Source organism: Paraburkholderia azotifigens, from assembly GCF_007995085.1.
Classification (GTDB): Bacteria; Pseudomonadota; Gammaproteobacteria; order Burkholderiales; family Burkholderiaceae; genus Paraburkholderia; species Paraburkholderia azotifigens.
Genome location: NZ_VOQS01000003.1, coordinates 647,528 through 672,062 on the forward strand (window position 1 = coordinate 647,528; position 24,535 = coordinate 672,062).

Here is a 24,535-nt window from a genome sequence, read left to right on the forward strand (position 1 = left end):
CCGGGTTACGGGAACGCACAATGTAGTCGCCGCGCGGCGTGCAACTGTCGTTTTGTGTGAATGATGCGGCGTGAAGCGTGCGGCACGGTCGTGGTGCGCCGCCGCACAGCGCGAGTGCAGTCCCGTATCGGAAGGCAGCCGCCAACGGCCTTTTCGCCGGGTTCGGATGATTGGCCTCGTTCTTGCAATACGTATGACGCCGGCAATGGCGCCGGCATCGGATTGCAGACGGGCGTGGCAACGTGTCCGCTACGAACACACATCATCGATCGGTCAGGACAACGGCGTCCCCTTCGTGCATGCACGGACGGGACGCCGTTTTGCATTGGAATCACGCGATGGAGAAAAGGATGAACACGGGCAAAGTCACACTCGTCAGCGCAGGACCAGGCGACCTCGATCTGCTGACCTTCCGGGCGGCCAAGGCCATTGCGGCGGGCGACGTGCTGCTGATCGACGACCTCGTGAACGACGACATCGCGACGCTGAAGGCCGCGCACGCGCGCGTTGTCAGGGTCGGCAAACGCGGCGGCTGCAAATCGACGCCGCAAGCGTTCATCCAGCGCCTGATGCGCCGCTATGCACTGCAAGGCAAGCACGTTGTGCGCATCAAGGGCGGCGACGCGCTGCTATTCGGGCGCGCCGGCGAAGAAATCGCGGATCTGCGACACGCGGGCATCGAGGTCGAGATCGTCAACGGCATTTCGTCCGGCTTTGCGGCGGCGGCGGGGCTCGGCGTATCGCTCACGCATCGCGATCACTGCCAGGGCGTGATCTTCGTGACGGCCCATCTGCGCGACGGCACCGAGCCCGACTGGGCAACGCTCGCGGCCACGGGCATGACGCTCGCGATCTACATGGGTGCGAGCCGCATCGACAGCATCAGCGAGGCACTAGGCAAGACGCTCGCAGCCGGTACGCCCGCCGCCGTCGTGCAGTGGGCGGGCACGTCGCGCGAAAAACGGCTGGTCGCGACGCTCGGCGACATCGCAGCCTGCGCCGCTGCGCACGACATTGCCAGCCCGGCCGTGATTCTGATTGGCGGGGCGATGGGCGAAGCCATGGAGGCCGTCTCCGCGCGCAGCGAACCGGCGATGCGCAGGCTGAGCGCCTGATTCGCCTACAGCCCGCCCGGACGGCCGCACATGATCTTCACGATGTCGGCCTGCGTCAGCATGCCGACGACACGTCCGCCCTCTTCCACCACGGGCAGATGATGATGGCCGTTCTTCGTGAAGAGCGGAATGACTTCCGTGAGCGGTGTGAGCGGGTCGACGTACTTCACGTGAGCCGACATCACGGTCGTGACAGGCCACCCGCGCCGTTCGCTTTCGGGCGCGGTCGTGTCGGAAGCGAGCTTGAGGAACGGCAGCACTTCGTCGAGCGGCTGCAGGTCGACATGTGTTACGACGCCTTTGAGCAGCCCTTGTGCATCGACGACGGGGAGCAGCTTGATATGGTGAGCGTCGAGCGTTTTCAGCGCGCCGCCGATGGTCTCGTCGACGGACACGGTGACGGGCGGCTTGCGCATCACATCCGCGCAGGTGAGCCGCAACAGCTCGTGCAGATAGGTCTGCCGCTGCAGTTCGCCGAGCATCGTCTGCCGTTCGTCCCGCGGCGGCGAGCGGCGTTCGCCGTCGTCCCGTCCGCTGTCGCCGTCGCTGCGGCCGTGGTCCGGTCCGACGTGATGCGGCTGGGCCCCGAAACACCAGTGCAATACCGACGAAATCGACATGTTGCGCCTCCGCGGTGACGTTCGACCGTGCATGAAACACCTTTTCCGGCGATGCACACCCGTCAGATCGACGGCTTACATCGCTTTCCGTTACTTTACATCATAACGTGAGCTATTTGCTCGCGACAGGCCGTCGCGGGGGCGGACGGGAAAAAGAGCCCGGCATGCGATAATTGAACGTTACGTCGCGCCGCGACCGCTCCTTGCTCCAGCCCTTGAAATCGCTTCTCGCCCCGCTCGACCAGATCGCGGATTTCGATGAAATCGTCGACGTCCGTACGCCGCTCGAATTCGCCGAAGACCATATCCCCGGCGCAACCAACGCGCCCGTGCTGTCCAACGAAGAACGCGTGATCATCGGCACGATGTACAAGCAGGTGTCGCCGTTCGAAGCGACCCGGCTAGGCGCGGCAATGGTGTCGCGCAACATCGCCGCGCACCTCGAAACGACCTTCGCCGACCGTCCGCGCAACTGGCGCCCGCTCATCTATTGCTGGCGGGGCGGCAAGCGCTCCGAATCGATGACGACGTGGTTCAACCTGATCGGCTGGCGCGCGCGGCAACTGGAGGGCGGCTACAAGACCTATCGCCGCGACGTGGTCGAACTGCTCGACACCTTGCCTCAGCGGTTCCGCTACATCGTGCTCGCAGGCCACACGGGCAGCGGCAAGACGCGGCTGCTGAATGCGCTGGCGGGCGCCCATGCGCAAACGCTCGACCTCGAAGCGCTCGCCGCGCATCGAGGCTCGATTCTCGGCATGCTGCCCAACCAGCGACAGCCTTCGCAAAAGGCGTTCGATACCGCACTCGTCGGGGCATTGCGCGGCTTCGACACGGAACAGCCGGTGTTCGTCGAAGCGGAAAGCCGCCGCATCGGGACGATCGCGCTGCCTGTGTCGCTGACGGAGCAGATTCATCGCGGCACCTGCGTCCGGGTCGAAACGGAACGCGACGAGCGCATCCGTCTGCTGCTGCAGGACTATGCGCATCTGTTCGACAATCGCGCGCTCTTCAAGTCGCAACTCGCGCGGCTCGTCGAATTGCACGGCCGCGCGCGCGTCGGCGAATGGCACACGTTGATCGACGAAGACCGCCGCGTCGAACTCTTCGAGCAATTGATCGATCTGCACTACGATCCCGCGTATGCGCGCAGCACGGGCAAGCATTTTGCAAAGCTGCCCGAGTCGCTGCGCTTCGCGCTCCGGCCCACGGATGCCGATCTTCACGAGCAGGCCTGCGCGCTTCTGGCGCAGTTGCGCTGACGTTCTTTTAGCGGTTTTCCCGGCGCGTCTTCCGGCCACGTTGCAGGCCGCGCGTCACCAATGCTCGGCCGTCGGCCAGGGCAAGCGCTGCAGCGACCAGTCCAGCTCCGCGCCGACCACGCAGCGCCCGGCATCCGACTGCAACGCGACCGTCACGGCAATACACGGCCTGCCGCTCGCCAGCGACAGATACGGGCTGCTCGTGATCGGCACGCCCGGCTTCAACACCGCGTTGCGGAAATACGGACGATGATCCCAGCGTGCATCGCGCGGATTCGCAACGGGATGCAGCGATCCGCCTTCGATCGCCGACGCCTTGCCCGGTAATTCGTGCCCGATCTGCCGGCCCGTATCGTCGAGCACGAAGCAGCTGATGCACAGTTCCAGTTGCGCGAGATCGAAGAACGCGTCGGTGAGCGGCGTGCCCTTGAGCCATGCGTCGACGCCTGCATCGAGCGCCTGGCGGTACGGCAGCACTTCCGATTCGAATAGCGCGTGCTGGTGCGCGCGCCCTTCCGCAATCACATCGAACGCGTGATCGATGCGCCGGTGCACGGCATCGGGCGGCGTGACGGACGGCGAAGGACGGCCCAGCAGAAAGCCCTGCGCGAAATCCACATTCGATTCGACGGCGAGAATCAGCTGCTCCGTCGTCTCGACACCTTCCACCACGACGAGCATGCCCGCCTGATGCAGCAGCGACACGAGCCTGGGCAGAATCGGCTGGTCGGCGCCGGGACTCTTCGCGCGGATCAGTTCGCCGTCCAGCTTCACCAGATCGGGCCGGATGCGCAGCAGGCGGTCGAGGTTCGAATGCCCGGCGCCGAAGTCGTCGACGGCGATCAGAAAGCCGTGGTCGCGATACTGGCTCGCCGCGCGCGACAGGTCGTCGACGCTGCCGCCGTGCGATTCGAGCAGTTCGAGCACCACGCGCCCGCACGCAATGCCCGCCAGGCGCGTGATCTGCGCGAGTTGTTCCGGATAGCCGTCGGCGACGAACGTCGACGGCAGAATGTTCAGGAACACCCACGCATCGTCGGGAATCAGACGGCGTGCGTTGCCGAGATGCAGCGCGTGGCTCACGCGGTCGAGCTCGCCCTGATCGCTGAACGGCTTCGGCGAAAACAGCACGGCGGGCGGCACTTGCGCGCCGTCCTCGCGCTCGCCGCGCAGCAGCGCCTCGAAGCCGACCTGCTTCTGATGCGAAAGGCTATAAAGCGGCTGGAAATGCGATGTCAGCCAGAAATCGTCCCATTGCTGGCGGGCGGGCTCCACCCCTGCGCCGTCCTTCGCGTCGTGCGTCCATGTGAGGCGCACGGGATCGACGAGGGTCGCACGCTCCGCGCACACGCGGTTGCGCCCCGAATACTTGGCGCGCAGCAGCGCCTCGTCCGCGCGGTCGAGCAGCGCCATTACGCTCTCGCCCGGCCGGTATTCCGCGACGCCAAAGCTCGCGCTCAATTTCCCGTCGGGCCGCGCGATGCGCCCGATCGCCACGCGCAGCGTTTCCGCGAGCTGCGCAGCGGGGCGCAGCGCCGCGTCGTGCAGGAGCGCGAATTCCTCGCCGCCGATACGGCTCACCAGGTCTCCCGCCGCCGCCAGATCCTTCAGTGCGCGCGCCACGTCCGACAGCGCCTGATCGCCGACGGCGTGCCCGAACTGGTCGTTGAGCGACTTGAAGTAGTCGATGTCGAGAAAGATCGCGCTGACCTTCGCGCCGCTTTCCAGCGACGACAGACGCAACGCCGCCTGTTCGAGAAACGCACGGCGGTTTTGCAGGCCCGTCAGCGGATCGGTGGCAGCGAGGCGCGCGAGCCGGTCTTCGAGCAGGAAGTGATTGCGCCGGAACCAGTAGAAGCCGAAGTGAAACACGGCCGCCGTCGGCACGGCGATCAGCACCCACATCCAGCACACGACGCTGACGTCGCCGCGCGGATGCGGCAGGCTCAACAGAAAAGGCGTGCCCGCTGCGTAGAAGAGCGCGGTGCCGATACAGAAGTGCGCGGGCGTCAGCCATAGCGGCGCGGCGCAGACGGAAATGACGACCATCGCCGGCAGCGCCCATAACAGCGGCTCATCGAGTCCGGCGACGTTCAGCGCGAGCCCCGCCAGCAGCACGAGCGTGTACGCGACACCGATGCCGCCGAAGACCCAGATGCGGCGCGTGCGCGGAATGGCGGCAACGAGCAGCGCAAGGGCCAGCGCGCACGCGAGCCGCCACACGAGCGGCACAGCCGGTCCTGCGACCAGGCTGCGTGCGCCCACGAAGGTGATGAAGGCGACGACGGTGAACGCCATCGTCACGGTAGAAAGGGGCCGCTGATGTTCCAGCGAACGTCGGTGAAACCGGCTTTGAAATCCGGCGTCGGACGTCTGTTCCGTCGGGGAAAAAAGCATTGTCTACTCAGGCCAGTTCCGGTCACTCTGCCCGTGTATAACGGCAGTAAAGGCCTGAGGTTAATACTTCAGATCAATTCGCACTCGCAAAGCGTCAATTTGGCGCATCGATTCATTTGACATTTGACGCTTTACGCCCGACAAATTGCATCCGATGCGATTTGTGTTGCGCGCGCAACCAGTTATTCCCTTTATGTGGGACATCGGGCGCCGGGGTCTGCGTGCTATAGCGGCGGCCGTTGGAGTTCGAGCCAGCGCTGCACGGACGGCCGCTGCCATTGACGCCGTGCGTAAGCGGCCAGATGCGGCGGTACGTCGTCGCCGTGCAGCGCGAGCCGGTTGAGCATCAATGCAAGGTCCACATCCGCGATCGACCATTCATCGAAGAGATGCGGTGCGCCTTGCGCGATCCATGCATCGCAGGCTGCGAACAGCTTGTCGGCAGCACTGCGCGCCGACGCGGACAGCGCGTCGCCACGCGCGCCAAAGAACACCACTTCCGTCGAACGCTCGCTGCGAATCGGCATCAGGTCGCTGCGCAGCCAGGCCTGAATCTGACGCGCCCGTGCGCGCTGTTTCCGGTCCTTCGGATAAAGCGCCGTGCCTTCGAATGCTTCGTCGATGTATTCGGTGATCGCCGACGACTCCGACAGCGCAAAGCCATCGTGAATCAGCGCAGGCACGCGCTGCGTGATCGAAGTCGCGGCGTAGTCGCGTTCATTGTTCGCATGCTGGCCGAGATCGACGGTCCGCATGTCGAATGTCAAATGCTTTTCGTGAAGCGCGACGAACACCGACATCGCATAGGGACTCGCGAATTGCGTATCCACGTAGAGAAGCAAAGCGTTGGCTGATGACATGGATTCCTTGCAGGCTCAGAGGTTTTTAGCGCGCGCTCTCCGTTGAGAACTTCACAGCACGAGTTCGAGAAAGCGCGTTCCCGCGACGGGATTCGCATAGTACGGCGCCGTTTCCGTGAAGCCCATACGCTCGTACAGCTTTTGCGCGAATGCCGTTTGAGGTACCGAATCTAGCACGAGCTTTGCAAAGCCCAGTGACTTCGCCTTGCCGATCACGCGCGTCATGATCTTCTCGCCAAGCGCAAGTCCGCGGTAAGCGGGCCGCACGTAGACGCGCTTGACCTCGGCGACGTCATCCGAATGACGCAGCAGGCCGCCGCAGCCGGCTACTTCGCCATCCACTTCAACGATGAAGAACATGCCGGACGGCAACGTGTAGGTCTGCTCGAACGACTGCATCTCTTCTTCGAAGCCGCGATACGACAGGTCCATGTCGAGCCAGCGCACGTACTCGCGAACGATCGCGACGAGGGACTCCGTGTCGCCCGGAAACACCGCCTCGCGGATGTGCGGGTCGACCTGAGGCCCGGGTGGAGTGAGTGAAGTCGTCATAGCGTCCTCGCATCGAATACCGGATCAACCGTACGGTCTGGAGCGTAGCGGTCGTGCAGACGGCGTGTCTTGAACGTTTGTGCATGACGGAGGGGAGAGCCATTTCTTCCACATTCTGACGCACGGGCAACTTCTCGTAAGCAATCGGCTTTATCGCCCGTTGCTCGCGCGAATGCGCACGCACGCGCCACCTATGCTTGCAGGTCGAGACTATCTGCATCGAGGGCCAATGCGCTTTACCACCGTTTCCATCCTGCTGGCGGCCGTGCTGTGTCTGCAAGGATGCGCGACATCGCTTCAGACTTTCATGCTCGGCGGCCTGGTCGGCGCGGCTGCCGGCATCAGCGCCGTCACGTGCGTCGTCGTGTGTCACTAACCTGGCGCGATCTCATGAAGCTCAACCGATCCATCCTCGCCGCGCTCGGCCTGCTCGCGATGTCGAACGCGCACGCTACCAGCTTCAACTGCGCGATCGCGCATTCGACGGCCGAGACGCTGATCTGCCATGACGCCGGGCTCTCCAGAGCCGACGACGAACTCGGCAAGCTGTTCAAGCTCGCGCAGAAACAGGCCGCCGACCGTCGCGCCTACCGGCGCGACAGCGACAGCAAATGGGCATGGCGCGAAGAGAACTGCAAGGACATCGCGTGCCTGGCCGACTGGTACTCGACGCGCATCGAGGAAATCCGCGAGCAATTGCACAAGCCCGCTCCCGACGAAGAACGCGCGCGTCCCGTCGACGCCGATCTTGCCGCCGTCAGCAAGCCCGCCGGCGAATCCGCCGGCAAGCCCAAAGCATTCGACACCCAGACATTCGCCCGCGACGTACAGCAATGCACGGCCACGACTCAAGACCTCGTGCCGCCCGTGCAATGCAACAACGTGCTCGGCAAGCGCGCCGAATGGCAGACGCGCGAGCCTGCATCGGATAGCTGGTTCTGCGGCGTCGCGATGATTGCACCGCATTCGGCGGACGGCAGCGCTTCGCAATAAGCAGCAAACTGCTGCGTCAAAACTGCAAGACGCCTTGCCGGAACAAATAAAGCTCGAACGCCGCAGCGTCCGAGCTTTTTTGTTGCCCCTGACGAACAGGATCAGAACTGCAGCGTCGCGCTTGCCACGGCCGTGCGCGTCGCACCCGGCAGCACGTAGTAGCCGTATGCGGACGTCCAGTAGCGCCGGTTGAACAGATTGTTGATGCCCGCGCGGAACGTCACGTCCTTGCCGGCAATGCGCGTCTCGTACTTGCCGCTCACGTCGTACAGCGTATAGGCGGGCGTGAACTGCGTATTCGCGGCATCGACGGCCATATTGCCGACGTACTTGCCGCCGAACGCGAGCGTCAGCTGGCGCAGATACGACGGGTTGTATTCGATGCGGCCCGTCGCCGTAAACCGCGGTGTCGCGTAGACACGCTTGCCTTCGATCGTCGTATCGTCGACATCGACGGCCTTCGCATTCAGCCACATCACGCCGCCAAGGAAACGCCAGTCGTTCGCGACCTGCACCCAGCCGCTCGCATCGACGCCCGTATAACGCTTCTTGCCGCTCTGCACATAGACGTTCTGCGAGTTCGTGTACTCGTAGCCCTGATCGACGCGGAACAGCGCGAGATTGGCGCCCCACTTCTGATGATCCGTCTTGAAGCCGACTTCATACTGTTTGCTCTTAAGCGGCCCGAAGGTCTCGCCGTAGTTCACGTTCGTGTTGCCCGCCGCGCCGCCCTGCTGCAGCGATTCCACATAGCTCGCATACACCGTCGAATAAGGATCGGTCTTGTACATCACGGCCACCGTCGGCGTGACGGGGCTCGCGCTATAGCCCGCACTGACCGAGTAGTCCGTGTTGTACGAAGTCTCACGGAACTGCGTGTAGCGCACGCCGAGCAGCACGGACAGACGCGACGTGAGGTCGACGGTATCGCTCGCGTACAGCGCGGCCTGCGTCGTGTACGACTGGCGATACATGTTCTCGCCGATATGCACTTCGTCGTTCGTCAGCAGCGTGCTGCTGTACAGGTTGCCGATGCCGAGGCTATAGCCGTCGTTCCAGCCCGTGCTGTTGTCGTACACGCTCGTCTGCGTCTGATAGCCCGCGCCCAGCACGACGTCGTGCTTCACACTGCCCGTGTCGAACCTGCCTTCCACCATCGCATCGACGTTCGAATAGAAATAGCGCGTGAGTGCGGCATACAACGTGTTCGAGTAGTCGCCCGCGTTGTCGTAGACGTACAGCAGGCTATCCGAGTTGTAGCGGTTTTCCTTCGCGAAGCGGTACTTCACGCTCGCGTGCCAGTTGTCGTTGATCCGGTAATCGAGGCCCGTGCCGAACGACGCCATCTCCGTTTCGTAGTAGTTCTGCGGCTGCGTGAGGTTATGGCTGATCGTGCTCGCATCCGGAATGCCGACGCCCGAACCGAAGTACATCGCGAACAGCGTGCCCGTCGTTTTGCGCTTCTGGTAGAACGCATCCATGCTCCAGACGAGGTCCGGCGTGATGCGGAAGTCGAGTGCGACCGACGCAACCTGGCGGCGCAGATGCCCGTTCGCTTCGGCCGTATTGCCCTCTTCGTTCACGAGATTGAAGCGGTAGCCGAAACGGTCGTCGTTGCCGAAGCGGCCGCCCACGTCGAGCTTCTCGCTGAACACGCCCGCCGACTGATAACCGACCGACACGCTGCGATACGGTGTATCCGTCGGACGCTTGACCACGTAGTTGACGATGCCGCCCGGCGAGCCGAAGCCGTACATGAAGCCCGACAGGCCCTTGAGCAACTGCACCTGCTCGAACGGTTCGAGGGGAAGATCCGTATCCCACGACGGGAAACTCTGAGCGTCGACCTTCACGCCGTTGAGCATGTCGATCTGCAGGCCGCGCACGCTGAACACGGAGTTCTCGGCCGTCGCGTTGTCGCCGACCACGGTCACGGACGGATCGTATTTGAAGAGATCGTTGGCCGTGTTGGCCATCAGATCCTTCGCGTCCTCGCTCGTCTTCACGTTGGTCGAGAAAGGCGTGTCGACCTGTGTGCGCGTGCCCAGTGCGCCCGCGCTGATGGTTGCGTTATCGGTCGACGGATCGCGTTTGGCCGCGACTTTCACGGACGGCAGCGTCTTGTCTTGCTGCTGTGCCTGTGTCGTCGATGTCGTCGCAGCGGAGTCGGCTGACGTGGCTTGCGCCCATGCCGCCGTCGTCACCGACGACAGCACGACGCCCGCGCTGACGAGAAGCGCCGCGCCTAGCGGCAGGCGCGTCGCGCCCGGCAGGCGGGCGGCGCGGCGGACTGAAACGCGCGCGCCGGCGGCGCGCCCCGTGAAAGGCGTGTGGTCTGTCATGTTGTCGTGTTGATGGAGCGCCCGCACGAGGCGCAGTCAATTGGATGAAAGCGCGTCAGCTTATTAAGAATTATTCTCATTTGCAACAAGCGAGCGCGACTGCTGCTTTCCGAATCTTTCTGCAATCGTCCACACGACGGTCGACGGCGCGCAGAAAGCGGCGACGGTAGACTGGCCGCTTCGTCCGACCTTGTTCGACCCGAGGAGCGTCAATTGAACACACCCGACACCGACGTCGTTTATCTCTTCTCGTATGGCACGCTGCAGGATCGCAACGTGCAGATTTCGAGCTTCGGCCGCGAACTCGCGGGCCGTGCGGACGCGCTGCCCGGCTACGCGCAGACGCTGCTGGCGATCGGCGATCCGAAAGTCGTCGAGATCAGCGGCAAGACGCACCATCCCGTCGTGCGGCCAAGCGGAAACCCCGCCGACGAAGTGGCGGGCACCGTGTTCGAGATCACCGCGCAGGAACTCGCTGCCGCCGACGAATATGAAGTCGACGACTACAGGCGCGTGCTCGTCACGCTGAAATCCGGCATCGACGCGTGGGTGTACATCGCCGCCTGACGCACGTTGATGCATGCGGCTGTTTTGCTTACCGCGCCTTACGCGCTCTAAAGTTGTGCGCGCAAGCAGACGTTAGCGCCATCAGTGCAACTGGAATTCGCGACTGAAGGAGGCGTGCAATGGTAAGCAGTGTCGGATATGGGACGGCGTCCACGACGTCGACACATCGCGCTTCCGTGGCCGGCGACGCATCGGCTGAAGCCGCGCAAGACGCGGCCGTCAGCATGCAGAAGGAAGCGAAGCAGGACGCAGCGGCCAAACCCGCGCAGCCGGGCGTGACGGTCAGCATTTCGCCTGAAGGCGCAGCGGCGGCGTCCCGTGTGCAGCGAGCGGACAGCGCGGATCGCGTGGAGAGCGTGAGTTCGAAGAGCAACACGGCCGCGGACGACACCGGCCTGGACGCCGACACGGACACGGATACCGATGCGGACACGGCGGACATCGATGCAACCGACGACGTCGACGCCGGCAACGATGCAACGCCCGCGAACGTATCGCCGATGAAGGCGTTCGCATATGGGGCACTGGGCCTGGAGCGGCCGGATCAGCCGCAGGACGAGCGCAACAGCTTCTACTCGGCGGGCAAGTGGCTCGCGGCCGGGCTGACGATAGGCGGGATCATTTCGCTGCTCGTCTGATACGAGCAGCCGTCTTTAGCGCAAACGTTTAGTTAGCGCCTGGCTGGCAGTGCAGCGTGCTTGTCGAGCGCTTCGATGTCTTCGTCGAGGCTCTTGCGGATCGTGTCGATTGCCTGATCGACGTTGGCGGGCTTCAGCTGATTGCGCGCCAGCGCGACATACACGTAATGGCGAAGCGCGGGATCGTGCGTCTTCGACAGCACGTCGTGATAGACCGCGTTCATCTCGGCATCGCGCCCGCTCATGTCGTAGAGACGCTGCAGGTGCTCGAGATCGTTGACGGCTGCAAAGCCCGGCCCGTGCGGCGGCGGACCATCGTGCGCAGGGCCGTCGTGCTGCGGCGGAAGATCCGACGATGGCGACACTTGCGCGTGAGCGGCGGACGTCAGCGCGACGAGCGCGGCGAGAAGGGAAATTCGTTTCAGCGAGATCATGGCGGTCGGCAGATATTGCGCTGCCGTTGCAGTAATGAAGATGCCGAAACGATAGCAATGCGTCCCCCGCGTTGGGAGAGCCGCCGCGCCACGCTCGCTTACGCACGCTTTCATGTATCACATGCGTACTGAGTCGATATCGCACGGCAACGCGCGCCGCGCTCCGCCTGATCGAAGCACGCAGGCACGACGAAGCGCTAACACCAGACAGAAAAGGAAAGACGGCGAAAGGCGAACCGCCCATCGCCGCCATGGTCATCGCCACGGCATGCTCACGGCATGCTCACAGCGCGCCGAGCACCGCCTTCGGTTCGAGAAACGCTTCGATCCCATATGTGCCGTACTCGCGTCCGATGCCCGACTGCTTGAAACCGCCGAACGGCGCGGCAGGCTCGTGTGCCAGCGTGTTGACGAGCACACGCCCCGCCTCGATGCGCGACGCCACTTCGTGCGCCCGCTTTTTGTCCTGCGAGAACACATACGCCTGCAAGCCGTAGTTCGTATCGTTGGCAATCGCAATGGCTTCTTCGACGTCGCCGTACGCGATGATCGACAGCACCGGCCCGAAGATTTCCTCGCGCGCGATCGTCATGTCGTTGCTCACGTCGCTGAAGACGGTCGGCTTGATGAACCAGCCCGTGTCGAGACCATCGGGACGGCCTTCGCCGCCCGCGATCAGACGCGCGCCTTCGTCGATGCCGATGCGGATATAGCGCTGCACGCGCTCCCACTGCTTCTGGCTGACCATCGGACCGACCGTCGTGCGCGGATCGCGCGGGTCGCCCGATTGTGCGCGGCCCACTTCGTCGCGCACGAGCGCTTCGAATTCCGCGAGACGCCGACGCGGCACCAGAATGCGCGTGCCCGCGATACACGCCTGGCCGCTGTTCATGAAGCCCGCGTGAATGGCGAGCGGCACGGCCTGCGCGAAGTCGGCATCGTCGAGCACGACGACGGGCGACTTGCCGCCGAGTTCCAGCGTCACACGCTTGAGCGTGTCGGCGCCCGTGCGCAGAATCGTCTTGCCGACAGCCGTCGAACCCGTGAACGAAATCTTCGCGACATCCGGATGCGAACTGATCTGCGCGCCGACGGAATCGCCGCGCCCCGTCACGATGTTGAACACGCCGGGCGGCAAATCCGCGTCGTGCAGCGCCTGCGTGACGATCTGCGTCTGCAGCGCGCTCATCTCGCTCGGCTTGATGACGGCCGTGCAACCCGCCGCCAGCGCCGCCGCGAGCTTGCCGCAGATGAAGCCCGCGTTGCTGTTCCAGGGCGTGATCAGTCCCGCGACGCCGAGCGGCTGCATCACCACTTCCGCGGTGCCCGCACGGCGCGTGAATTCGTAGTGCTCCAGCACCTTGGCCGCTTCGCTCAGCACGTTGCTCGCATGCTGCGCCATCCAGCGCCCGCGCGACACGGGCGCGCCGTATTCCTCGACGATCGCTTCGTAAAGCTCGTCCTCTTTCGCGACGACAGCGGCGTGCATACGCTTGAGTATGTCGATGCGGGCGCGCTTGCTGGTGCGGGAAAACGCAGGAAAGGCGCGCTTCGCGGCGGCAATCGCGTCGCGCGCATCCTTTGCGTCGGCGAGCCGCACGCGGCCGGTCACGCGTTCGGTGGCAGGATTGAAGAGGTCGAACCACTCTTCGCCGTGCGGCATGACGAACTCGCCGTCGATATAGATTTTGTCGATTGTGTGCATCTGCGTACCTCGTAACGTGCTTCCAGTGGCATAAAGATAGCGGCGCATGATTGAACCGACTAGCCGTACAATCGGACATGACCTATTGAGCAAAACAGGACAATGAAAACAACGGGCATGGCGGAACTGGAAGCAGTCCTGGCGGTGGCGCGTCATCGCAGCTTTCGCGCCGCCGCCAGCGAACTGAGCGTGTCGACCTCGGCGCTGAGCCACGCGGTGGCGGCGCTCGAAGCGCGCATCGGCGTGCGCCTGTTCAACCGGACGACTCGCAGCGTGTCGCTGTCGGAGGCGGGTGCGCAATTCGTCGACAGCGTGGCGCCCGCGCTGTCGAGCATCCGCGTCGCGCTCGAACAGGCGGGCAGCTTTCGCGACACCCCGGGCGGCACGCTGCGCATCAATACGTCGGTGGGCGCGGCGCATCAGGCGATGCCCGTTTTCATCGCGTTTCTCGAACGCTATCCGGAGATGAAGCTCGATATCGTCACGGAAGGCCGGCTGATCGATATCGTCGTCGAGGGCTTCGACGCGGGCATCCGGCTCGCGGAAACGGTGCCGCAGGACATGATCGCCGTGCCGTTCGGCGACCGGCAGCGCTTTGCGGTGGTGGGCAGCCCCGCATATTTCGCGCAGCACGCGCCGCCGCGCACACCCCACGATCTCGGCCAGCATCGCTGCATCCGCACGCGCATGCCGAGCGGCTCGATCTGGCAGTGGGAATTCGAGCGGCATGGCGAAACGGTGCGGATCGACGGCAAGGGCGCGCTGACGCTCGACGAGTCCGGCCTGATGCTCGACGCCGCGCGAGCCGGCGTCGGCCTCACGTATCTAAGCGAATGGACCGTCGCCGCCGATCTCGAAGCAGGTACGCTGGTGCGCGTGCTGGAAGACTGGACGCCGCCGCTCGACGGGCTATGTCTCTATTATCCGGGCCGCCGTCATGCGCCGGCCGGTTTGCGCGCGCTGGTTGCGATGATTCGTGAATGGGCGGATACGCAGCGGGCCGACGCTGCGGTGAAACGCAAGGCTGCCGCCAGGGACGCCGCTGCCTCACCCCGACCGGCTCGAAAATCCAAAACCGCGCGGCCAGGCAAGCTGATTCGGCACAAGAAGTAACGACCAAATTTGACAGATTGACGCGCGGTTGCGCCCTCATTCCCGTGCTATGGATATCCGGTCCGTCCACGCGACGAATTGCTTTGGGCTTATCCATGTTTAGACTTGGACCGCATTACGACAATCGCGACGAGAACTACCGATATAAGCATCTATTCTGGCGAAGCCTGCATCAGCCGATCACTCTAAGCGTATGGAATCCGCGCATGTTCGAACCGACACGGCATTACAGCTTCGGGACGGACAGGCATTTCACTGAAATTCCGCGCGACGAAATCGCCGATATCACGGTGGCCATGAAGTCTGCGCGCATGGCCTTTTTGCAAAGCGGCCTGTGGCATCTTTCGCTGTCAACGGCGGAATCAGATCTTAGGGCGGTACTGGGACGCATCGACGGCTTTCACAGTTGCACAATTTTCGAAGTCAAGGATGTTGTCAACGCGATACCTGACGCCGTCAGGAGGGGAGAGTTGATCTTCGTACCCCGGCATGACGATTTGCGCAGGTGCGTGAAAGCCATTCAGGATGACAGGGGGAGGAGGCCCGCGGTGCGCCAGCAGTCCCAACCTGACTGCTTCGACACACGCGCGGCCGCGCAGCCGATGTATGGCAAGCTCCCGCGTGCGCCCCAGGACTTCGACGCGCCGTCCTCTTCGCGAGGATCGACGCTGCCGGGCGATGCGCATTCGTTCGAGTACAGCGCAGAAAATGTATCGAGCGACTCAATGGAACTAGCCGGGATTCCGTTTGACGGCGCGCCCAACACAGGGGTCGAGAACGCACCGGGAAAAAAGATCCAGTGGCGGATGTATGGTTCGGATGGGACGCCTGCTGTCGACATCGATTTTGATGACCATCACGGCCAACCGAACCCGCATGCTCACAACTGGGACGACCAGAGCCGCGACCACGGGTGGCCGGTTTCCATACTTCCCCAGGACATTTTCGATGACGATCAAAGATTCGCTAGATCAGTTCGGTGGCTTCCACGACTGGTACCTGGATGTCATTGCGACGGCCATGGAAGACGGCGCGAGTACGCCAAATACGCTGAAACTTGGGCTATACGATCAAAGCCGGCGCGCGACCGTCTGTTTTTGCGGGGTAACGCGCGCGAGCATCGTCGACGGCGGATTGCTGAACATCGTCAACTCCATCGAGGAGTTGACGCCCGATAACGCGGCGTACGCCGCTGCAATGGAAATGCTGAAAAAGTCGGCGCATTTCGGAAAGCGCCGTGCCGAACATATTGCATATCTTTTTTCAACTGTCGGAGCAGAGATCGCCGTGGAGTTCGACTCGCTTGAGATCGAGACGGGCTGATGCACGTCGGCATGGCGGGGGTTGGTGCCGCACGATTACTGAGGTTCGACATGCACTCACATCAGCTTGCATACGCATCACTCACCATATCTGGCGATGACGTCGAGCCCAGTTTCTGGACACGCTACTTTGGCGTGGAACCGGACATTTGCGTCAGAAAGCGAGAGCCGTTTACAACGCCGTCCGGGCGCACCAGCAGCGTTCCCGGCCGAACGGGCGTTTGGGGCTTGCGCAGCAAATCAATTGTCAGCAGCGACCAGTTAGCGCCACATCTTCGTTATCTGATCGAGCGTTTGGCGCTTCCCCGCCACGATCTTCGGCAGCTTGTCGAACGTATCGACGCGCGTATGCGCTTCTTCTGCTATTGGAGTAACGACAGCGGCGACCGCGTACCCGACGTACCGGAAGACATAAACGCCATGATGGAATCGCTCGGCGGCTCGATCGAGATCGACGAGTACCGTTAGATGCTTCGACGTCGGCCTCTGAGAAAAAAATAACCCCGCCCTGTCGATTTCCCCTCTCCTCAACCGTCGTCAACATAAGCGCCACGTCACGCGCGATTCCCGACAACCCGTTCCCGGAGAAAATCATGAGAGTCATGGTGATCGTAAAAGCAACCACCGATTCGGAAGCGTACAAGATGCCCAGCACCGAACTGCTCGCGGCCATGGGCAAGTTCAACGAAGAGCTCGTGAAGGCGGGCGTCATGCAGGCGGGCGAAGGCCTGCATCCGAGTTCGCGCGGCAAGCGCGTGCGCTTTTCGGGCGCGAATCGCACGGTGATCGACGGGCCGTTCGCGGAAACGAAGGAATTGATCGCCGGGTTCTGGCTGTGGCAGGTGAAGTCGATGGACGAAGCCGTTGAATGGGTGCGCCGCTGCCCGAATCCGATGGAAGGCGAATCGGAAATCGAAATTCGTCAGATATTCGAGGCTGAGGATTTCGGCGACGAATTTACGCCGGAACTGCGCGAGCAGGAAGACCGGTTACGCGCCGAGATCGAGCGGCAGGCGCACAAGCCGGCTTGACCGCACGGACACGGGCGCAGCAGAGCTTCAACGCGCCCGCAACGCATCGACGATATTCATCCGCGCCGCCCGCATCGCCGGCAGAAAGCCGCCGACGAGCCCCATCGTCATCGAAAACAGCAGCGTCTTCACGACGATCGGCGGCGTGAGGACGAAGCGGAACGACAGGTCCGCGAAGGTCTGAAAGTTCGTGGTCGAAAATGACGCGAACTGCATGAACGCCGCGCAGCCGAGACCCGCCAGCCCGCCTGCCAGGCCCAGCAGCATCGCCTCGATCAGAAACGCGGCCAGCACGTTCGCGCGCTGGAAGCCCAACGCGCGCAGCGTGCCGATTTCCGCGACGCGATTCGCGACCGACGCATACATCGTGATCATCGCGCCGATCATCGCGGCGATCGAAAAGATCGTCGACAGCGTGATGCCGAGAATATTAAGGAACGTCGAAAGCGCCTTCGACTGATCGCTGTAGAACGTCTGCTCGCGCTTCGCTTCTTCGGCTAGACGCGGATCGACGTCGATATCGGCGCGAAACTGCTCGAAGCGATCCGATTGCGCGAGCCGCACCACCATCGAAGAAAAACTGGTGCGCCGGAACGACTGCATCAGTTGATCGACATCGCCCCAGATTTCCGAATCGAAGCCGCTGCCGCCCGCGTCGAAGGTGCCGACCACGGTCCAGTCGCGCTGCGCGAAGTGCAGGTGCTCGCCCAGTTGCGTGCCGCTGAAACCCTTCGCGATGCTGCTGCCGACCACGATCTCCGACGACCCCGGACTGAACATGCGCCCCGACGCGAGCTTCACCTGCGGCCGCAAGCTCATGCCCGCGGGCGACACGCCGCGAATCACCACATTCGACGGCTTGCCCGTGCCGATTTTCAGCAGCGAGATGAGCACGACGGACTCTTTCGACGCCATCCGCATGCCGTCGCCGCCGATCGCCACGGCGGGATGCATCTCGATCACGTTGGCCTGGCCGCGATCGATCGCACTCTGCACTTCCGTTTCCGCGCCCTTGCGGATCACGACGACGTTGTCCCGCTCGCCCGTCGACACGAGCGTCTTCTTGAGACCGGCGTCGAGCATCAGCACGGTCGCGAACACGAACACCACGAGCGCGAGGCCGCCCGCCGTGAGCGCCGTGGTCAGACGGCGTGTCCACAGATTGCGGGCGATGTACGAGAGCGGAATGGCCACGATGTCTTTGTCCTGAGCGCCGTCTAGCCGATCGCCCGCAAGCCTTCGACGATCCGCACACGCGCCGCCTGCAGCGCCGGAATCACGGCCGCGGCCAGCCCGACGACGAGCGCGCACGCCGCCTGTTGCAGCATCGTGTCGCGCGATACGGCGAACACGGGAAACACGCCGCCCGTCGCCTGCTTGAAGAAACTCGCGGCGGGCGGCGTCGCGAGCATGCCGAGGCCCGCGCCCACGGTGCAGATCGTCAACGACTCGCCGAACATCAGCAGCGCGAGAAAGCCCGGTCCGAAGCCGAGCGCCTTGAGCGTCGCGTATTCGGTGGTGCGCTCGCGCGCGCTCATGGCCATTGCGTTCGCCATCACGGCCATGATGATCACGATCACCACATACGACACGAGCTGGATCGCCGCGATGATCTGATTCGACATCGCGACGAAGCCGAGCTGGAACGCCTGCTCCGTTTCCGTCAGCGTTTCGGCGAGCGAGTTCCTGAACACGGCATCGACACGCCGCGAGATTTCAGCGGCATCGTCGGGATTGTCGATGCCGAGCACGTACACGCCGACCTGATCGGCCTTGCGGCCCGGCATCTTGCGCACGCTTTCGTTCAGATAGTCCCAGTGAAAAATCAGCTGGCGCGTGATCGTCGATTCGTCCCGGCCGTCGAGAATGCCGCGCACGACGAATTCCCACGTGCCCGGATAGATCGTCCCCTTGATGGGAATCACGTCGCCGACCTTGAAGCCGTATGCCGTCGCAAGCTGCCGGCCAATCAGGCAGCCCTTGCGGTCGCGCTCGTAATCCGAGCGCTGCTGCGCGGGCAGGACGAACTCCGGGTAAAGATCGAGATAGTTGTCCGACACGGCGAACTGCGCGAAGAAGTTCTTCGGCTCGCGATAGACGCCGCCGAACCAGCTCGACCGTGCGACCGTCGTCACGCCGTCCACGCCGCGAATGCGGTTCTCGTAGCTCAACGGCAGCGGGAACACGAGCGAGATCGCGTTGCGCGTCACGAGCCGCGCATTCGAAGCCGCTGCCGCGCCTGCATACCACGCGTCGACGACCGTATGCAGCAGCCCGAAGGCGAGCACGGCGATCGTCAGGCCGAGCACGGTCAGCATCGTGCGCAGCTTGTGACGCAGCGCGTTGCGCGTGATCAGCTTCAGCAGGTACATGATCGCGTGCCGGGTTCACTGTCAGCGAGCCGTGCCATCGATCAGCTCCCCCTTCTCCAGATGCACGAGCGCATTGGCCGCGCCCGCCGCGTGCGCGTCGTGCGTGACCATGATGATCGTCTTGCGCAGTTCGCGGTTCAGGCGCTGCATCATCGCGAGCACTTCTTCGGCAGAGGCGCGGTCGAGGTCGCCCGTCGGTTCGTCGGCGACGATCAGCGTCGGATCGGTGATCAACGCGCGCGCAATGGCGACGCGCTGCTGCTGTCCGCCCGACAGCTCCGATGGGTAATGATGCGCGCGATTGCCCAGATTCACCATGTCGAGCACGAGGCCGACGCGCTCGCGCCGCTCCTTGCGCGACAGACGCGTGAGCATCAAAGGCAGCTCGATGTTTTCGAACGCCGTCAGCACGGGCATCAGGTTGTAAAACTGGAAGATGAAGCCGACATGCGCCGCGCGCCATTGCGCGAGCGCCGACTCCGACAACCGCGTGATATCCAGCCCGCCGACGCGCAGCTCACCGCCGTCCGGCCGGTCGATACCCGCGATCAGATTGAGCAGCGTGCTCTTGCCCGAGCCCGACGGCCCCATCAGCGCGATGAAGTCGCCTTCGCCGATCGCAAGCGTGATGTCCGACAGCACGGGCACGGTCTGCACGCCGCGCCGATACGACTTCACGAGGTGCCGGATGTCGACGAGCGGCGGCGCGGCGTGCGCGTTGGCGTTGGCGCTGGCGTTGTCAGGCGGCGCGCTCACTGCTTCTTCGCCACGGTGACTTTGGCGCCGTCCTTGATGTGCCCGTTCGGCGCGCGCACCAGCACGTCGCCAGGATGCACGCCTTCGACTGCGACCAGTTCGCCGAAGGTCGCGCCCGTCGTGACGGGCACTTCGCGCACGCTATCGTCCTTCACGACGAACACGACCTTGTGTCCATCGCGCTCGACGACGGCCGCCGGCTGCACCGCGACCACAGGCTTGCGGTCCTCGGGCGGCACCGGCTTCGACAGAAAGGCGATTTTCGCGCTCATATCGGGCAGCACGCGTTCGTCGCGATCGACGAAACGCACCTTGACGAGCACCGTCGCCTTCGAGCGGTCGACGGTCGGCACGATGCGCGACACGCTGCCCGCAAGGCGCACGTTGGGCAGCGCGTCGAGCTGGATTTCGCACGGCGCGTTCACGGCGATCTTCGCGATGTTCGACTCGGCGACGTCGGCCTCGACTTCGAGCGTGTCCATGTCGGCGATCGTCACGACGGCGCCTTTACTGTCCGACGCTTGCGAAAACGGCGTGATGTTGTCGCCGACGTTCGCGTGCTTTTCGATCACGACGCCGTCGAACGGCGCGCGGATCACCGTTTGATCGACGGCGACCTGCGCCGCCTGCGCATTCGCCTGCGCCGACACGATTGCGGCGCGGCTGTTGTCGACCGACGCGACCGCCTTGTCATAGCGCGCGAGATCGGCGTCGTACTGCGTTGCGGGGATTGCGCCATTCGGCGCGAGGATCTTCGAGCGGCGCAGATTGATTTCGGCGTTCTTCAGTTCGGCCTGCTGCAGCGCGAGGTTCGCCTCCGCGACCTTGACCTGCGCCTTCGCCTGCGCAAGCGACGCCGCGACGTCGTTGCTTTCGATCCGCGCGATCACTTCGTCTTTCTTGACGCGCGTGCCTTCCAGCACGCCGAGCCATTCAAGCCGCCCTTGCGCCTTCGACGCCACGGCCGCCTTGCGTTGCGGCACGACGTAGCCCGTTGCGTTGAGCAGCGTATAGGTTTGCGAGGGAAAAGCCGAGACCACGGTCGTGGTTTCGACGGTCTGCGGCCCGCCGAGCCGGAGCCCGACGACGAGCGCCACGATGAGGATCAGCGCGATGGCCCCGTAGCCGATCCAGTTGCGCCGGCGGCCGCCCGTAGCGAGCGCGGGCCGGTCGATTTTCAGCCGCTTCAGATCGTGATCTGCCAATTTGTTATGTCGTCGCCGGATGTGGACGGGCACACAGTATAGCGCCGCGTCCCGTCAGCGTTCGCGTCGGCCGGGCATTCTGTTTGCGCGGAGACAGGCTCGCTGAAATGCGCCGATCCATGCGATCGGCATCGATGCGCATTGCGCCGGTGTTGACAGACGCCGGCACCACCGTTTTAGATGCACACCGTTGGCATTCAAACTCCAGGGAGACATTCATGCAGGACGATCAGACTGTCGCGCCGGACAGCACTGCCGTACGTGTCGCGTTGTGGCGCGCGATACACGTGCAGGCCGACGCCGCGCCGCATGTGCTCGACGACGAAACCGGCCTGCGTCTCGCGGCGCCCGATGACGGCTGGCGCAACCGTCCCGACATGGATGTGCAAGGCACGCGTGGTTATCGCGCGTCGATCGTGGGCCGCGCGCGTTTTATCGAAGATCTCGTCTCGCAGGAACTCGAGCGCGGCGTCAGGCAGTACGTGATTCTCGGCGCGGGGCTCGATACGTTCGCGCAGCGCAAGCCGGAGATCGCATCGCGTCTGACGCTTTTCGAAGTGGACCGGCCCGGTGCGACGACCTGGAAGCGCAACCGTCTGGCCGAACTCGGCTACGGCGTGCCTGACTGGCTGCGGCTCGTGCCCGTCGATTTCGAAGCGGGCCAGTCGTGGTGGGAGCAGATCGCACATGCGGGCTTCGACACGAACGCGCCCGCCGTGATCGCGTCGACGGGCGTGTCGATGTACCTGACGCGCGAAGCGAATCTGGCCACGCTGCGCCAGATCGCGCAACTCGCGCCCGGCTCGACGCTGGCGATGACGTTCCTGCTGCCGCTCGATCTGATCGATCCCGCGGAACGCGCGCAGCACGAGTTCGTGTACGAGCGCGCGCGTGCAGCGGGCACGCCGTTCGTCAGCTTCTTCGCACCGGACGACATGCTGGCGCTCGCGCGCGAAGCGGGTTTCAGGAGCGCCGGGTATGTATCGACAGCCGATATGGTCGAACGCTACTTCGCCCGTCGACCGGATGGTTTGCAACCGTCGACGGGCGAAGCGTTTCTCGTTGCGACGACCTGACGATCAGAGACGTCCGTTCGACTGGCCTTCGCCGCCGTCCCAGCGAACGGGCGTCTTGCGGTAGCTGCTCCAGTTGTTGCCGCCCGTGCAGTTCAGCTGCGAGCCTTGCGCCTGGCACCATGCCTCGTAGCCCGGCGAGTACAGCCACTCGCCGATCCAGTTCAGATCGACACGCGCGTCCTCTTGCGCCAACACGAAATTCGCCGCGTCGTCGGTGCTGCCCGAACCCGTGTAGCGCGCGACAGCGGGATACGGAAACACGGGACGCGTGCGCGTAGTCTGCCCCGTCGAGTCGACGATCGAGGCGACGATGTTGCCCGGCTTCGCGCCCGACTCCGCCCATGACATCAGCGGCGTCAGGACATCGAACGTGTTCGGACCGTCGCCGCCGCCGCAATGCGCGACGCCGGGGAACAGATAAAGCTTCGCGAAGCTGTCGACGCGCTCGCTGCCCATCACGTTCTTCATCTGCGTGTAGTACTCGATCGTCGAACGCGGCGAGATGTGCTGATCCTCCAGTCCATGCCACAGCAGCAGCTTGCCGCCGCGGCGCTCGAACGGCTGCAGATCGGGATCGGTGGCCGCGAGGTATTTCGAAACGGGCACGGTCTTCAGGAAGTTGTCGATCGTGAACTTCAGATCGCCGAACGTCGCCGCCGTGTTCGTGCCATTGAAGTAGTCGAGGTACTGCAGGAACGGCATCACGAAGTTGATGCTGCCGCTCGGACCGGCATCCGTCGCGGGCACGAACAGACTCCAGTTCAGCTCCGAACCCCATTCGCGCGACACATACGGCTCCAGACGCGCGCCGCCCGCATCCGTTGCGCCGTCGTGAATCTTGCGCACGACCGCCGCTTCCGCAGCGGAAAGACACGTCGCAGCCGCCTGCCCCTGCGCGCACAGCAGCGTCGAGGGATCGAAGCGGCAGGCTTGCGGCCGGTCGACGACGCCATCCGTCACGCCGTCGATGCTGTCGCACGCCTTCAGCACGGCGGCATGGATCAGCGGCAGCTTGCCCGCGAGCAGAATGTACTTGCCCGTTTTCGGATCGATGTTCGCGGCGGCGGCCCAGCCATGATGGAACGTGTTCTGCACGATCAGATCGTTCGCGGGCGCGCCCGCCGCGATGCCGTCGAAGTCGTCGGGAAAGCGCTGTGCTTCCATCAGCGCCTCGCGGCCGCCGTCGGAACAGCCGTCGAAATACGCATACTTAGCGGGCCGCGCGTAGAACTTGTTGATGATGGCCTTCGAGACCTGCGCCGTCGCGTGTTCCGCGCGATACGCGAAGTCCAGCTTCGCCTTCGGATCGAGCGCCCACGAACTGTCGTTGCCGCCTTCGTGGCCCATATCGGTCGCGGACATCGCGATCTGCCCGTTGGTCACGGGCACGCAGGTCGAAGCCATCGGCGCGTTGATGGACAGGTTGCCGCACAGTCCGCCGCAGCCCGTCTGCAGATAGCGCTGCGTCCAGCCTTGCGTTGGCAGTTGCAGTTCGAACAGCGAGGCGCCCGGCCCGATCGTGCCCTTCACGTCGCACATGGCGGCGGGCAGCGTGCGATTGCCGACAACCGTTCCTGCCGGCAGCACCACTGCCGATGTGATCGTCACCGTGCCGTCCGTCACGCCCGTCAGGTCGAGGCTCGCGACGGCCGCGCAAGTCATCGCGGGCATCACGGCGGGCAGGCTCGCGAGCCCCGATGCGGCCTGCGCACCCGACGGAAATACGAGCGCCGTCAGCAGCGAAACGAGCGCGGCGAATGTCGTCAATACATGGCGCATCAATCGATGCCTGATGAGCGCCGCCAGGCCTCCCGCGCGGGCTGCCGCCGGCGATGAAGGCGCAAGCGGTCCTGCGTTGCAGATCGCACGCATCTGTCTGTCTCCTGTCTGTCGTTGTCCTCGAATGGCCGCGATGCGGCGCGCTTATCAGCGGCTCGCAGCGGGAAGGGTCGCGCTGAATCGAGCGCTCGTGCCGCACCGCCCCGGCATCGCGCGCAGCCCAGCCGCATGCTCAGGATAGCCAACGTAAGGGACGGTGATCATTGCAAATATCGTGCGATTCGATCTGTTTTTCTTATCAGCGTGCAGACGTTCCGAACGCCGGGACAGCGCGATTTCCGTTCCGGCAGATTTGTCCGTGTGCTTCGAAGCGGTGCACGGCAACGGTCAAATCGG

The 24,535-nt window shown here is 63.9% G+C and carries 23 protein-coding genes; 11 read left to right on the plus strand and 12 right to left on the minus strand.

The window, feature by feature from the left end; translation table 11 throughout:
* The first annotated feature begins 350 nt into the window (after positions 1 to 350).
* Positions 351 to 1,115 carry a uroporphyrinogen-III C-methyltransferase gene (gene cobA / locus FRZ40_RS20145; protein WP_147235357.1) on the plus strand — a complete coding sequence of 255 codons (765 nt, stop codon included), beginning with the start codon at positions 351 to 353 and terminating at the stop codon, positions 1,113 to 1,115.
* 5 nt (positions 1,116 to 1,120) lie between these two features.
* On the opposite strand, the gene FRZ40_RS20150 is transcribed toward cobA, so the two are convergent.
* Positions 1,121 to 1,735 carry a CBS domain-containing protein gene (locus tag FRZ40_RS20150; protein WP_147235358.1) on the minus strand — a complete coding sequence of 205 codons (615 nt, stop codon included), beginning with the start codon at positions 1,733 to 1,735 and terminating at the stop codon, positions 1,121 to 1,123.
* A gap of 215 nt (positions 1,736 to 1,950) precedes the next feature.
* On the opposite strand from FRZ40_RS20150, the gene mnmH reads away from it, so the two are divergent.
* On the plus strand, positions 1,951 to 2,997 hold the full coding sequence (mnmH, locus tag FRZ40_RS20155; RefSeq protein ID WP_147235359.1) for a tRNA 2-selenouridine(34) synthase MnmH: 1,047 nt from the start codon (positions 1,951 to 1,953) through the stop codon (positions 2,995 to 2,997).
* 54 nt (positions 2,998 to 3,051) lie between these two features.
* Here the strand turns inward: mnmH and FRZ40_RS20160 are convergent, their stop codons facing one another.
* The 3 genes from FRZ40_RS20160 to FRZ40_RS20170 all read right to left on the minus strand — a co-directional run bounded on the left by FRZ40_RS20160 (position 3,052) and on the right by FRZ40_RS20170 (position 6,806).
* Complete coding sequence (locus tag FRZ40_RS20160; protein WP_147235360.1) at positions 3,052 to 5,394, minus strand: bifunctional diguanylate cyclase/phosphodiesterase; 2,343 nt, start codon at positions 5,392 to 5,394, stop codon at positions 3,052 to 3,054.
* Between the two features lie 224 nt (positions 5,395 to 5,618).
* A complete protein-coding gene (gene yfcF / locus FRZ40_RS20165) occupies positions 5,619 to 6,254 on the minus strand; it encodes a glutathione transferase (RefSeq protein ID WP_147235361.1) in 636 nt (211 codons plus the stop codon).
* Between the two features lie 51 nt (positions 6,255 to 6,305).
* On the minus strand, positions 6,306 to 6,806 hold the full coding sequence (locus FRZ40_RS20170) for a GNAT family N-acetyltransferase (RefSeq protein WP_147235362.1): 501 nt from the start codon (positions 6,804 to 6,806) through the stop codon (positions 6,306 to 6,308).
* A 229-nt stretch (positions 6,807 to 7,035) separates the two neighbouring features.
* On the opposite strand from FRZ40_RS20170, the gene FRZ40_RS44445 reads away from it, so the two are divergent.
* Together FRZ40_RS44445 and FRZ40_RS20175 are read left to right on the plus strand one after the other, a co-directional pair.
* Positions 7,036 to 7,182 (plus strand): hypothetical protein, encoded by a 147-nt coding sequence (locus tag FRZ40_RS44445; protein ID WP_167528684.1) that lies wholly within the window; start codon positions 7,036 to 7,038, stop codon positions 7,180 to 7,182.
* Between the two features lie 14 nt (positions 7,183 to 7,196).
* Complete coding sequence (locus FRZ40_RS20175; RefSeq protein ID WP_147235363.1) at positions 7,197 to 7,799, plus strand: lysozyme inhibitor LprI family protein; 603 nt, start codon at positions 7,197 to 7,199, stop codon at positions 7,797 to 7,799.
* A 101-nt stretch (positions 7,800 to 7,900) separates the two neighbouring features.
* On the opposite strand, the gene FRZ40_RS20180 is transcribed toward FRZ40_RS20175, so the two are convergent.
* Positions 7,901 to 10,141 carry a TonB-dependent siderophore receptor gene (locus FRZ40_RS20180; protein WP_147235364.1) on the minus strand — a complete coding sequence of 747 codons (2,241 nt, stop codon included), beginning with the start codon at positions 10,139 to 10,141 and terminating at the stop codon, positions 7,901 to 7,903.
* A gap of 213 nt (positions 10,142 to 10,354) precedes the next feature.
* Between FRZ40_RS20180 and FRZ40_RS20185 the strand changes: the two genes are divergently transcribed.
* Together FRZ40_RS20185 and FRZ40_RS20190 are read left to right on the plus strand one after the other, a co-directional pair.
* The gene (locus tag FRZ40_RS20185) at positions 10,355 to 10,708 is read left to right on the plus strand and encodes a gamma-glutamylcyclotransferase family protein (RefSeq protein ID WP_028366015.1); all 354 of its coding nucleotides are present in this window, start codon (positions 10,355 to 10,357) and stop codon (positions 10,706 to 10,708) included.
* Between the two features lie 119 nt (positions 10,709 to 10,827).
* Positions 10,828 to 11,346 (plus strand): hypothetical protein, encoded by a 519-nt coding sequence (locus tag FRZ40_RS20190; protein ID WP_147235365.1) that lies wholly within the window; start codon positions 10,828 to 10,830, stop codon positions 11,344 to 11,346.
* 32 nt (positions 11,347 to 11,378) lie between these two features.
* Here FRZ40_RS20190 and FRZ40_RS20195 read toward each other — a convergent pair whose 3' ends face one another.
* Positions 11,379 to 11,780, minus strand: coding sequence for a hypothetical protein (locus tag FRZ40_RS20195; RefSeq protein ID WP_240057238.1), 402 nt, complete (start codon positions 11,778 to 11,780; stop codon positions 11,379 to 11,381).
* 283 nt (positions 11,781 to 12,063) lie between these two features.
* Positions 12,064 to 13,485 carry an aldehyde dehydrogenase family protein gene (locus FRZ40_RS20200; RefSeq protein WP_147235367.1) on the minus strand — a complete coding sequence of 474 codons (1,422 nt, stop codon included), beginning with the start codon at positions 13,483 to 13,485 and terminating at the stop codon, positions 12,064 to 12,066.
* Positions 13,486 to 13,587: 102 nt separating this feature from the next.
* On the opposite strand from FRZ40_RS20200, the gene FRZ40_RS20205 reads away from it, so the two are divergent.
* The 4 genes from FRZ40_RS20205 (at position 13,588) to FRZ40_RS20220 (ending at position 16,951) form a co-directional block, all read left to right on the plus strand.
* Positions 13,588 to 14,598, plus strand: coding sequence for a LysR family transcriptional regulator (locus FRZ40_RS20205; protein WP_240057239.1), 1,011 nt, complete (start codon positions 13,588 to 13,590; stop codon positions 14,596 to 14,598).
* A 948-nt stretch (positions 14,599 to 15,546) separates the two neighbouring features.
* Positions 15,547 to 15,921 carry a hypothetical protein gene (locus FRZ40_RS20210; protein ID WP_028366020.1) on the plus strand — a complete coding sequence of 125 codons (375 nt, stop codon included), beginning with the start codon at positions 15,547 to 15,549 and terminating at the stop codon, positions 15,919 to 15,921.
* Positions 15,921 to 16,388 (plus strand): DUF4279 domain-containing protein, encoded by a 468-nt coding sequence (locus tag FRZ40_RS20215; protein WP_240057240.1) that lies wholly within the window; start codon positions 15,921 to 15,923, stop codon positions 16,386 to 16,388. Before FRZ40_RS20210 ends, FRZ40_RS20215 begins: the two co-directional genes overlap by 1 nt.
* Positions 16,389 to 16,513: 125 nt before the next feature.
* Positions 16,514 to 16,951, plus strand: coding sequence for a YciI family protein (locus tag FRZ40_RS20220; RefSeq protein WP_028366022.1), 438 nt, complete (start codon positions 16,514 to 16,516; stop codon positions 16,949 to 16,951).
* Between the two features lie 27 nt (positions 16,952 to 16,978).
* On the opposite strand, the gene FRZ40_RS20225 is transcribed toward FRZ40_RS20220, so the two are convergent.
* Genes FRZ40_RS20225 through FRZ40_RS20240 form a run of 4 tightly spaced genes read right to left on the minus strand, consistent with a single transcriptional unit; the run spans position 16,979 to position 21,284 of the window.
* Positions 16,979 to 18,145, minus strand: a complete 1,167-nt coding sequence (locus FRZ40_RS20225) for an ABC transporter permease (RefSeq protein ID WP_028366023.1) — start codon at positions 18,143 to 18,145, stop codon at positions 16,979 to 16,981.
* Between the two features lie 23 nt (positions 18,146 to 18,168).
* The gene (locus tag FRZ40_RS20230; RefSeq protein ID WP_028366024.1) at positions 18,169 to 19,323 is read right to left on the minus strand and encodes an ABC transporter permease; all 1,155 of its coding nucleotides are present in this window, start codon (positions 19,321 to 19,323) and stop codon (positions 18,169 to 18,171) included.
* 21 nt (positions 19,324 to 19,344) lie between these two features.
* Positions 19,345 to 20,079 (minus strand): ABC transporter ATP-binding protein, encoded by a 735-nt coding sequence (locus FRZ40_RS20235; protein WP_147235368.1) that lies wholly within the window; start codon positions 20,077 to 20,079, stop codon positions 19,345 to 19,347.
* A complete protein-coding gene (locus FRZ40_RS20240; RefSeq protein WP_147235369.1) occupies positions 20,076 to 21,284 on the minus strand; it encodes an efflux RND transporter periplasmic adaptor subunit in 1,209 nt (402 codons plus the stop codon). Before FRZ40_RS20240 ends, FRZ40_RS20235 begins: the two co-directional genes overlap by 4 nt.
* 218 nt (positions 21,285 to 21,502) lie before the next feature.
* On the opposite strand from FRZ40_RS20240, the gene FRZ40_RS20245 reads away from it, so the two are divergent.
* Positions 21,503 to 22,360: a class I SAM-dependent methyltransferase gene (locus FRZ40_RS20245; RefSeq protein ID WP_147235370.1), complete on the plus strand. Its 858-nt coding sequence runs from the start codon at positions 21,503 to 21,505 to the stop codon at positions 22,358 to 22,360.
* 3 nt (positions 22,361 to 22,363) lie between these two features.
* On the opposite strand, the gene FRZ40_RS20250 is transcribed toward FRZ40_RS20245, so the two are convergent.
* Positions 22,364 to 24,232, minus strand: coding sequence for a tannase/feruloyl esterase family alpha/beta hydrolase (locus FRZ40_RS20250; RefSeq protein ID WP_147235371.1), 1,869 nt, complete (start codon positions 24,230 to 24,232; stop codon positions 22,364 to 22,366).
* Positions 24,233 to 24,535 lie beyond the last annotated feature (303 nt).

What these genes read in the sequence shown, in the direction of transcription:
- FRZ40_RS20195 (WP_240057238.1), bottom strand. Translation starts at nt 11,780, where the DNA reads ATGATCTCGCTGAAACGAATTTCCCTTCTCGCCGCGCTCGTCGCGCTG.
- FRZ40_RS20205 (WP_240057239.1), top strand. Translation starts at nt 13,588, where the DNA reads ATGAAAACAACGGGCATGGCGGAACTGGAAGCAGTCCTGGCGGTGGCG.
- FRZ40_RS20250 (WP_147235371.1), bottom strand. Translation starts at nt 24,232, where the DNA reads ATGCGTGCGATCTGCAACGCAGGACCGCTTGCGCCTTCATCGCCGGCG.
- FRZ40_RS20160 (WP_147235360.1), bottom strand. Translation starts at nt 5,394, where the DNA reads ATGCTTTTTTCCCCGACGGAACAGACGTCCGACGCCGGATTTCAAAGC.
- FRZ40_RS20230 (WP_028366024.1), bottom strand. Translation starts at nt 19,323, where the DNA reads ATGTACCTGCTGAAGCTGATCACGCGCAACGCGCTGCGTCACAAGCTG.
- FRZ40_RS20170 (WP_147235362.1), bottom strand. Translation starts at nt 6,806, where the DNA reads ATGACGACTTCACTCACTCCACCCGGGCCTCAGGTCGACCCGCACATC.
- FRZ40_RS20220 (WP_028366022.1), top strand. Translation starts at nt 16,514, where the DNA reads ATGAGAGTCATGGTGATCGTAAAAGCAACCACCGATTCGGAAGCGTAC.
- FRZ40_RS20245 (WP_147235370.1), top strand. Translation starts at nt 21,503, where the DNA reads ATGCAGGACGATCAGACTGTCGCGCCGGACAGCACTGCCGTACGTGTC.
- FRZ40_RS20215 (WP_240057240.1), top strand. Translation starts at nt 15,921, where the DNA reads ATGCACGTCGGCATGGCGGGGGTTGGTGCCGCACGATTACTGAGGTTC.
- FRZ40_RS20200 (WP_147235367.1), bottom strand. Translation starts at nt 13,485, where the DNA reads ATGCACACAATCGACAAAATCTATATCGACGGCGAGTTCGTCATGCCG.
- FRZ40_RS20180 (WP_147235364.1), bottom strand. Translation starts at nt 10,141, where the DNA reads ATGACAGACCACACGCCTTTCACGGGGCGCGCCGCCGGCGCGCGCGTT.
- FRZ40_RS20190 (WP_147235365.1), top strand. Translation starts at nt 10,828, where the DNA reads ATGGTAAGCAGTGTCGGATATGGGACGGCGTCCACGACGTCGACACAT.
- FRZ40_RS44445 (WP_167528684.1), top strand. Translation starts at nt 7,036, where the DNA reads ATGCGCTTTACCACCGTTTCCATCCTGCTGGCGGCCGTGCTGTGTCTG.
- FRZ40_RS20175 (WP_147235363.1), top strand. Translation starts at nt 7,197, where the DNA reads ATGAAGCTCAACCGATCCATCCTCGCCGCGCTCGGCCTGCTCGCGATG.
- FRZ40_RS20150 (WP_147235358.1), bottom strand. Translation starts at nt 1,735, where the DNA reads ATGTCGATTTCGTCGGTATTGCACTGGTGTTTCGGGGCCCAGCCGCAT.
- cobA (WP_147235357.1), top strand. Translation starts at nt 351, where the DNA reads ATGAACACGGGCAAAGTCACACTCGTCAGCGCAGGACCAGGCGACCTC.
- FRZ40_RS20210 (WP_028366020.1), top strand. Translation starts at nt 15,547, where the DNA reads ATGACGATCAAAGATTCGCTAGATCAGTTCGGTGGCTTCCACGACTGG.
- yfcF (WP_147235361.1), bottom strand. Translation starts at nt 6,254, where the DNA reads ATGTCATCAGCCAACGCTTTGCTTCTCTACGTGGATACGCAATTCGCG.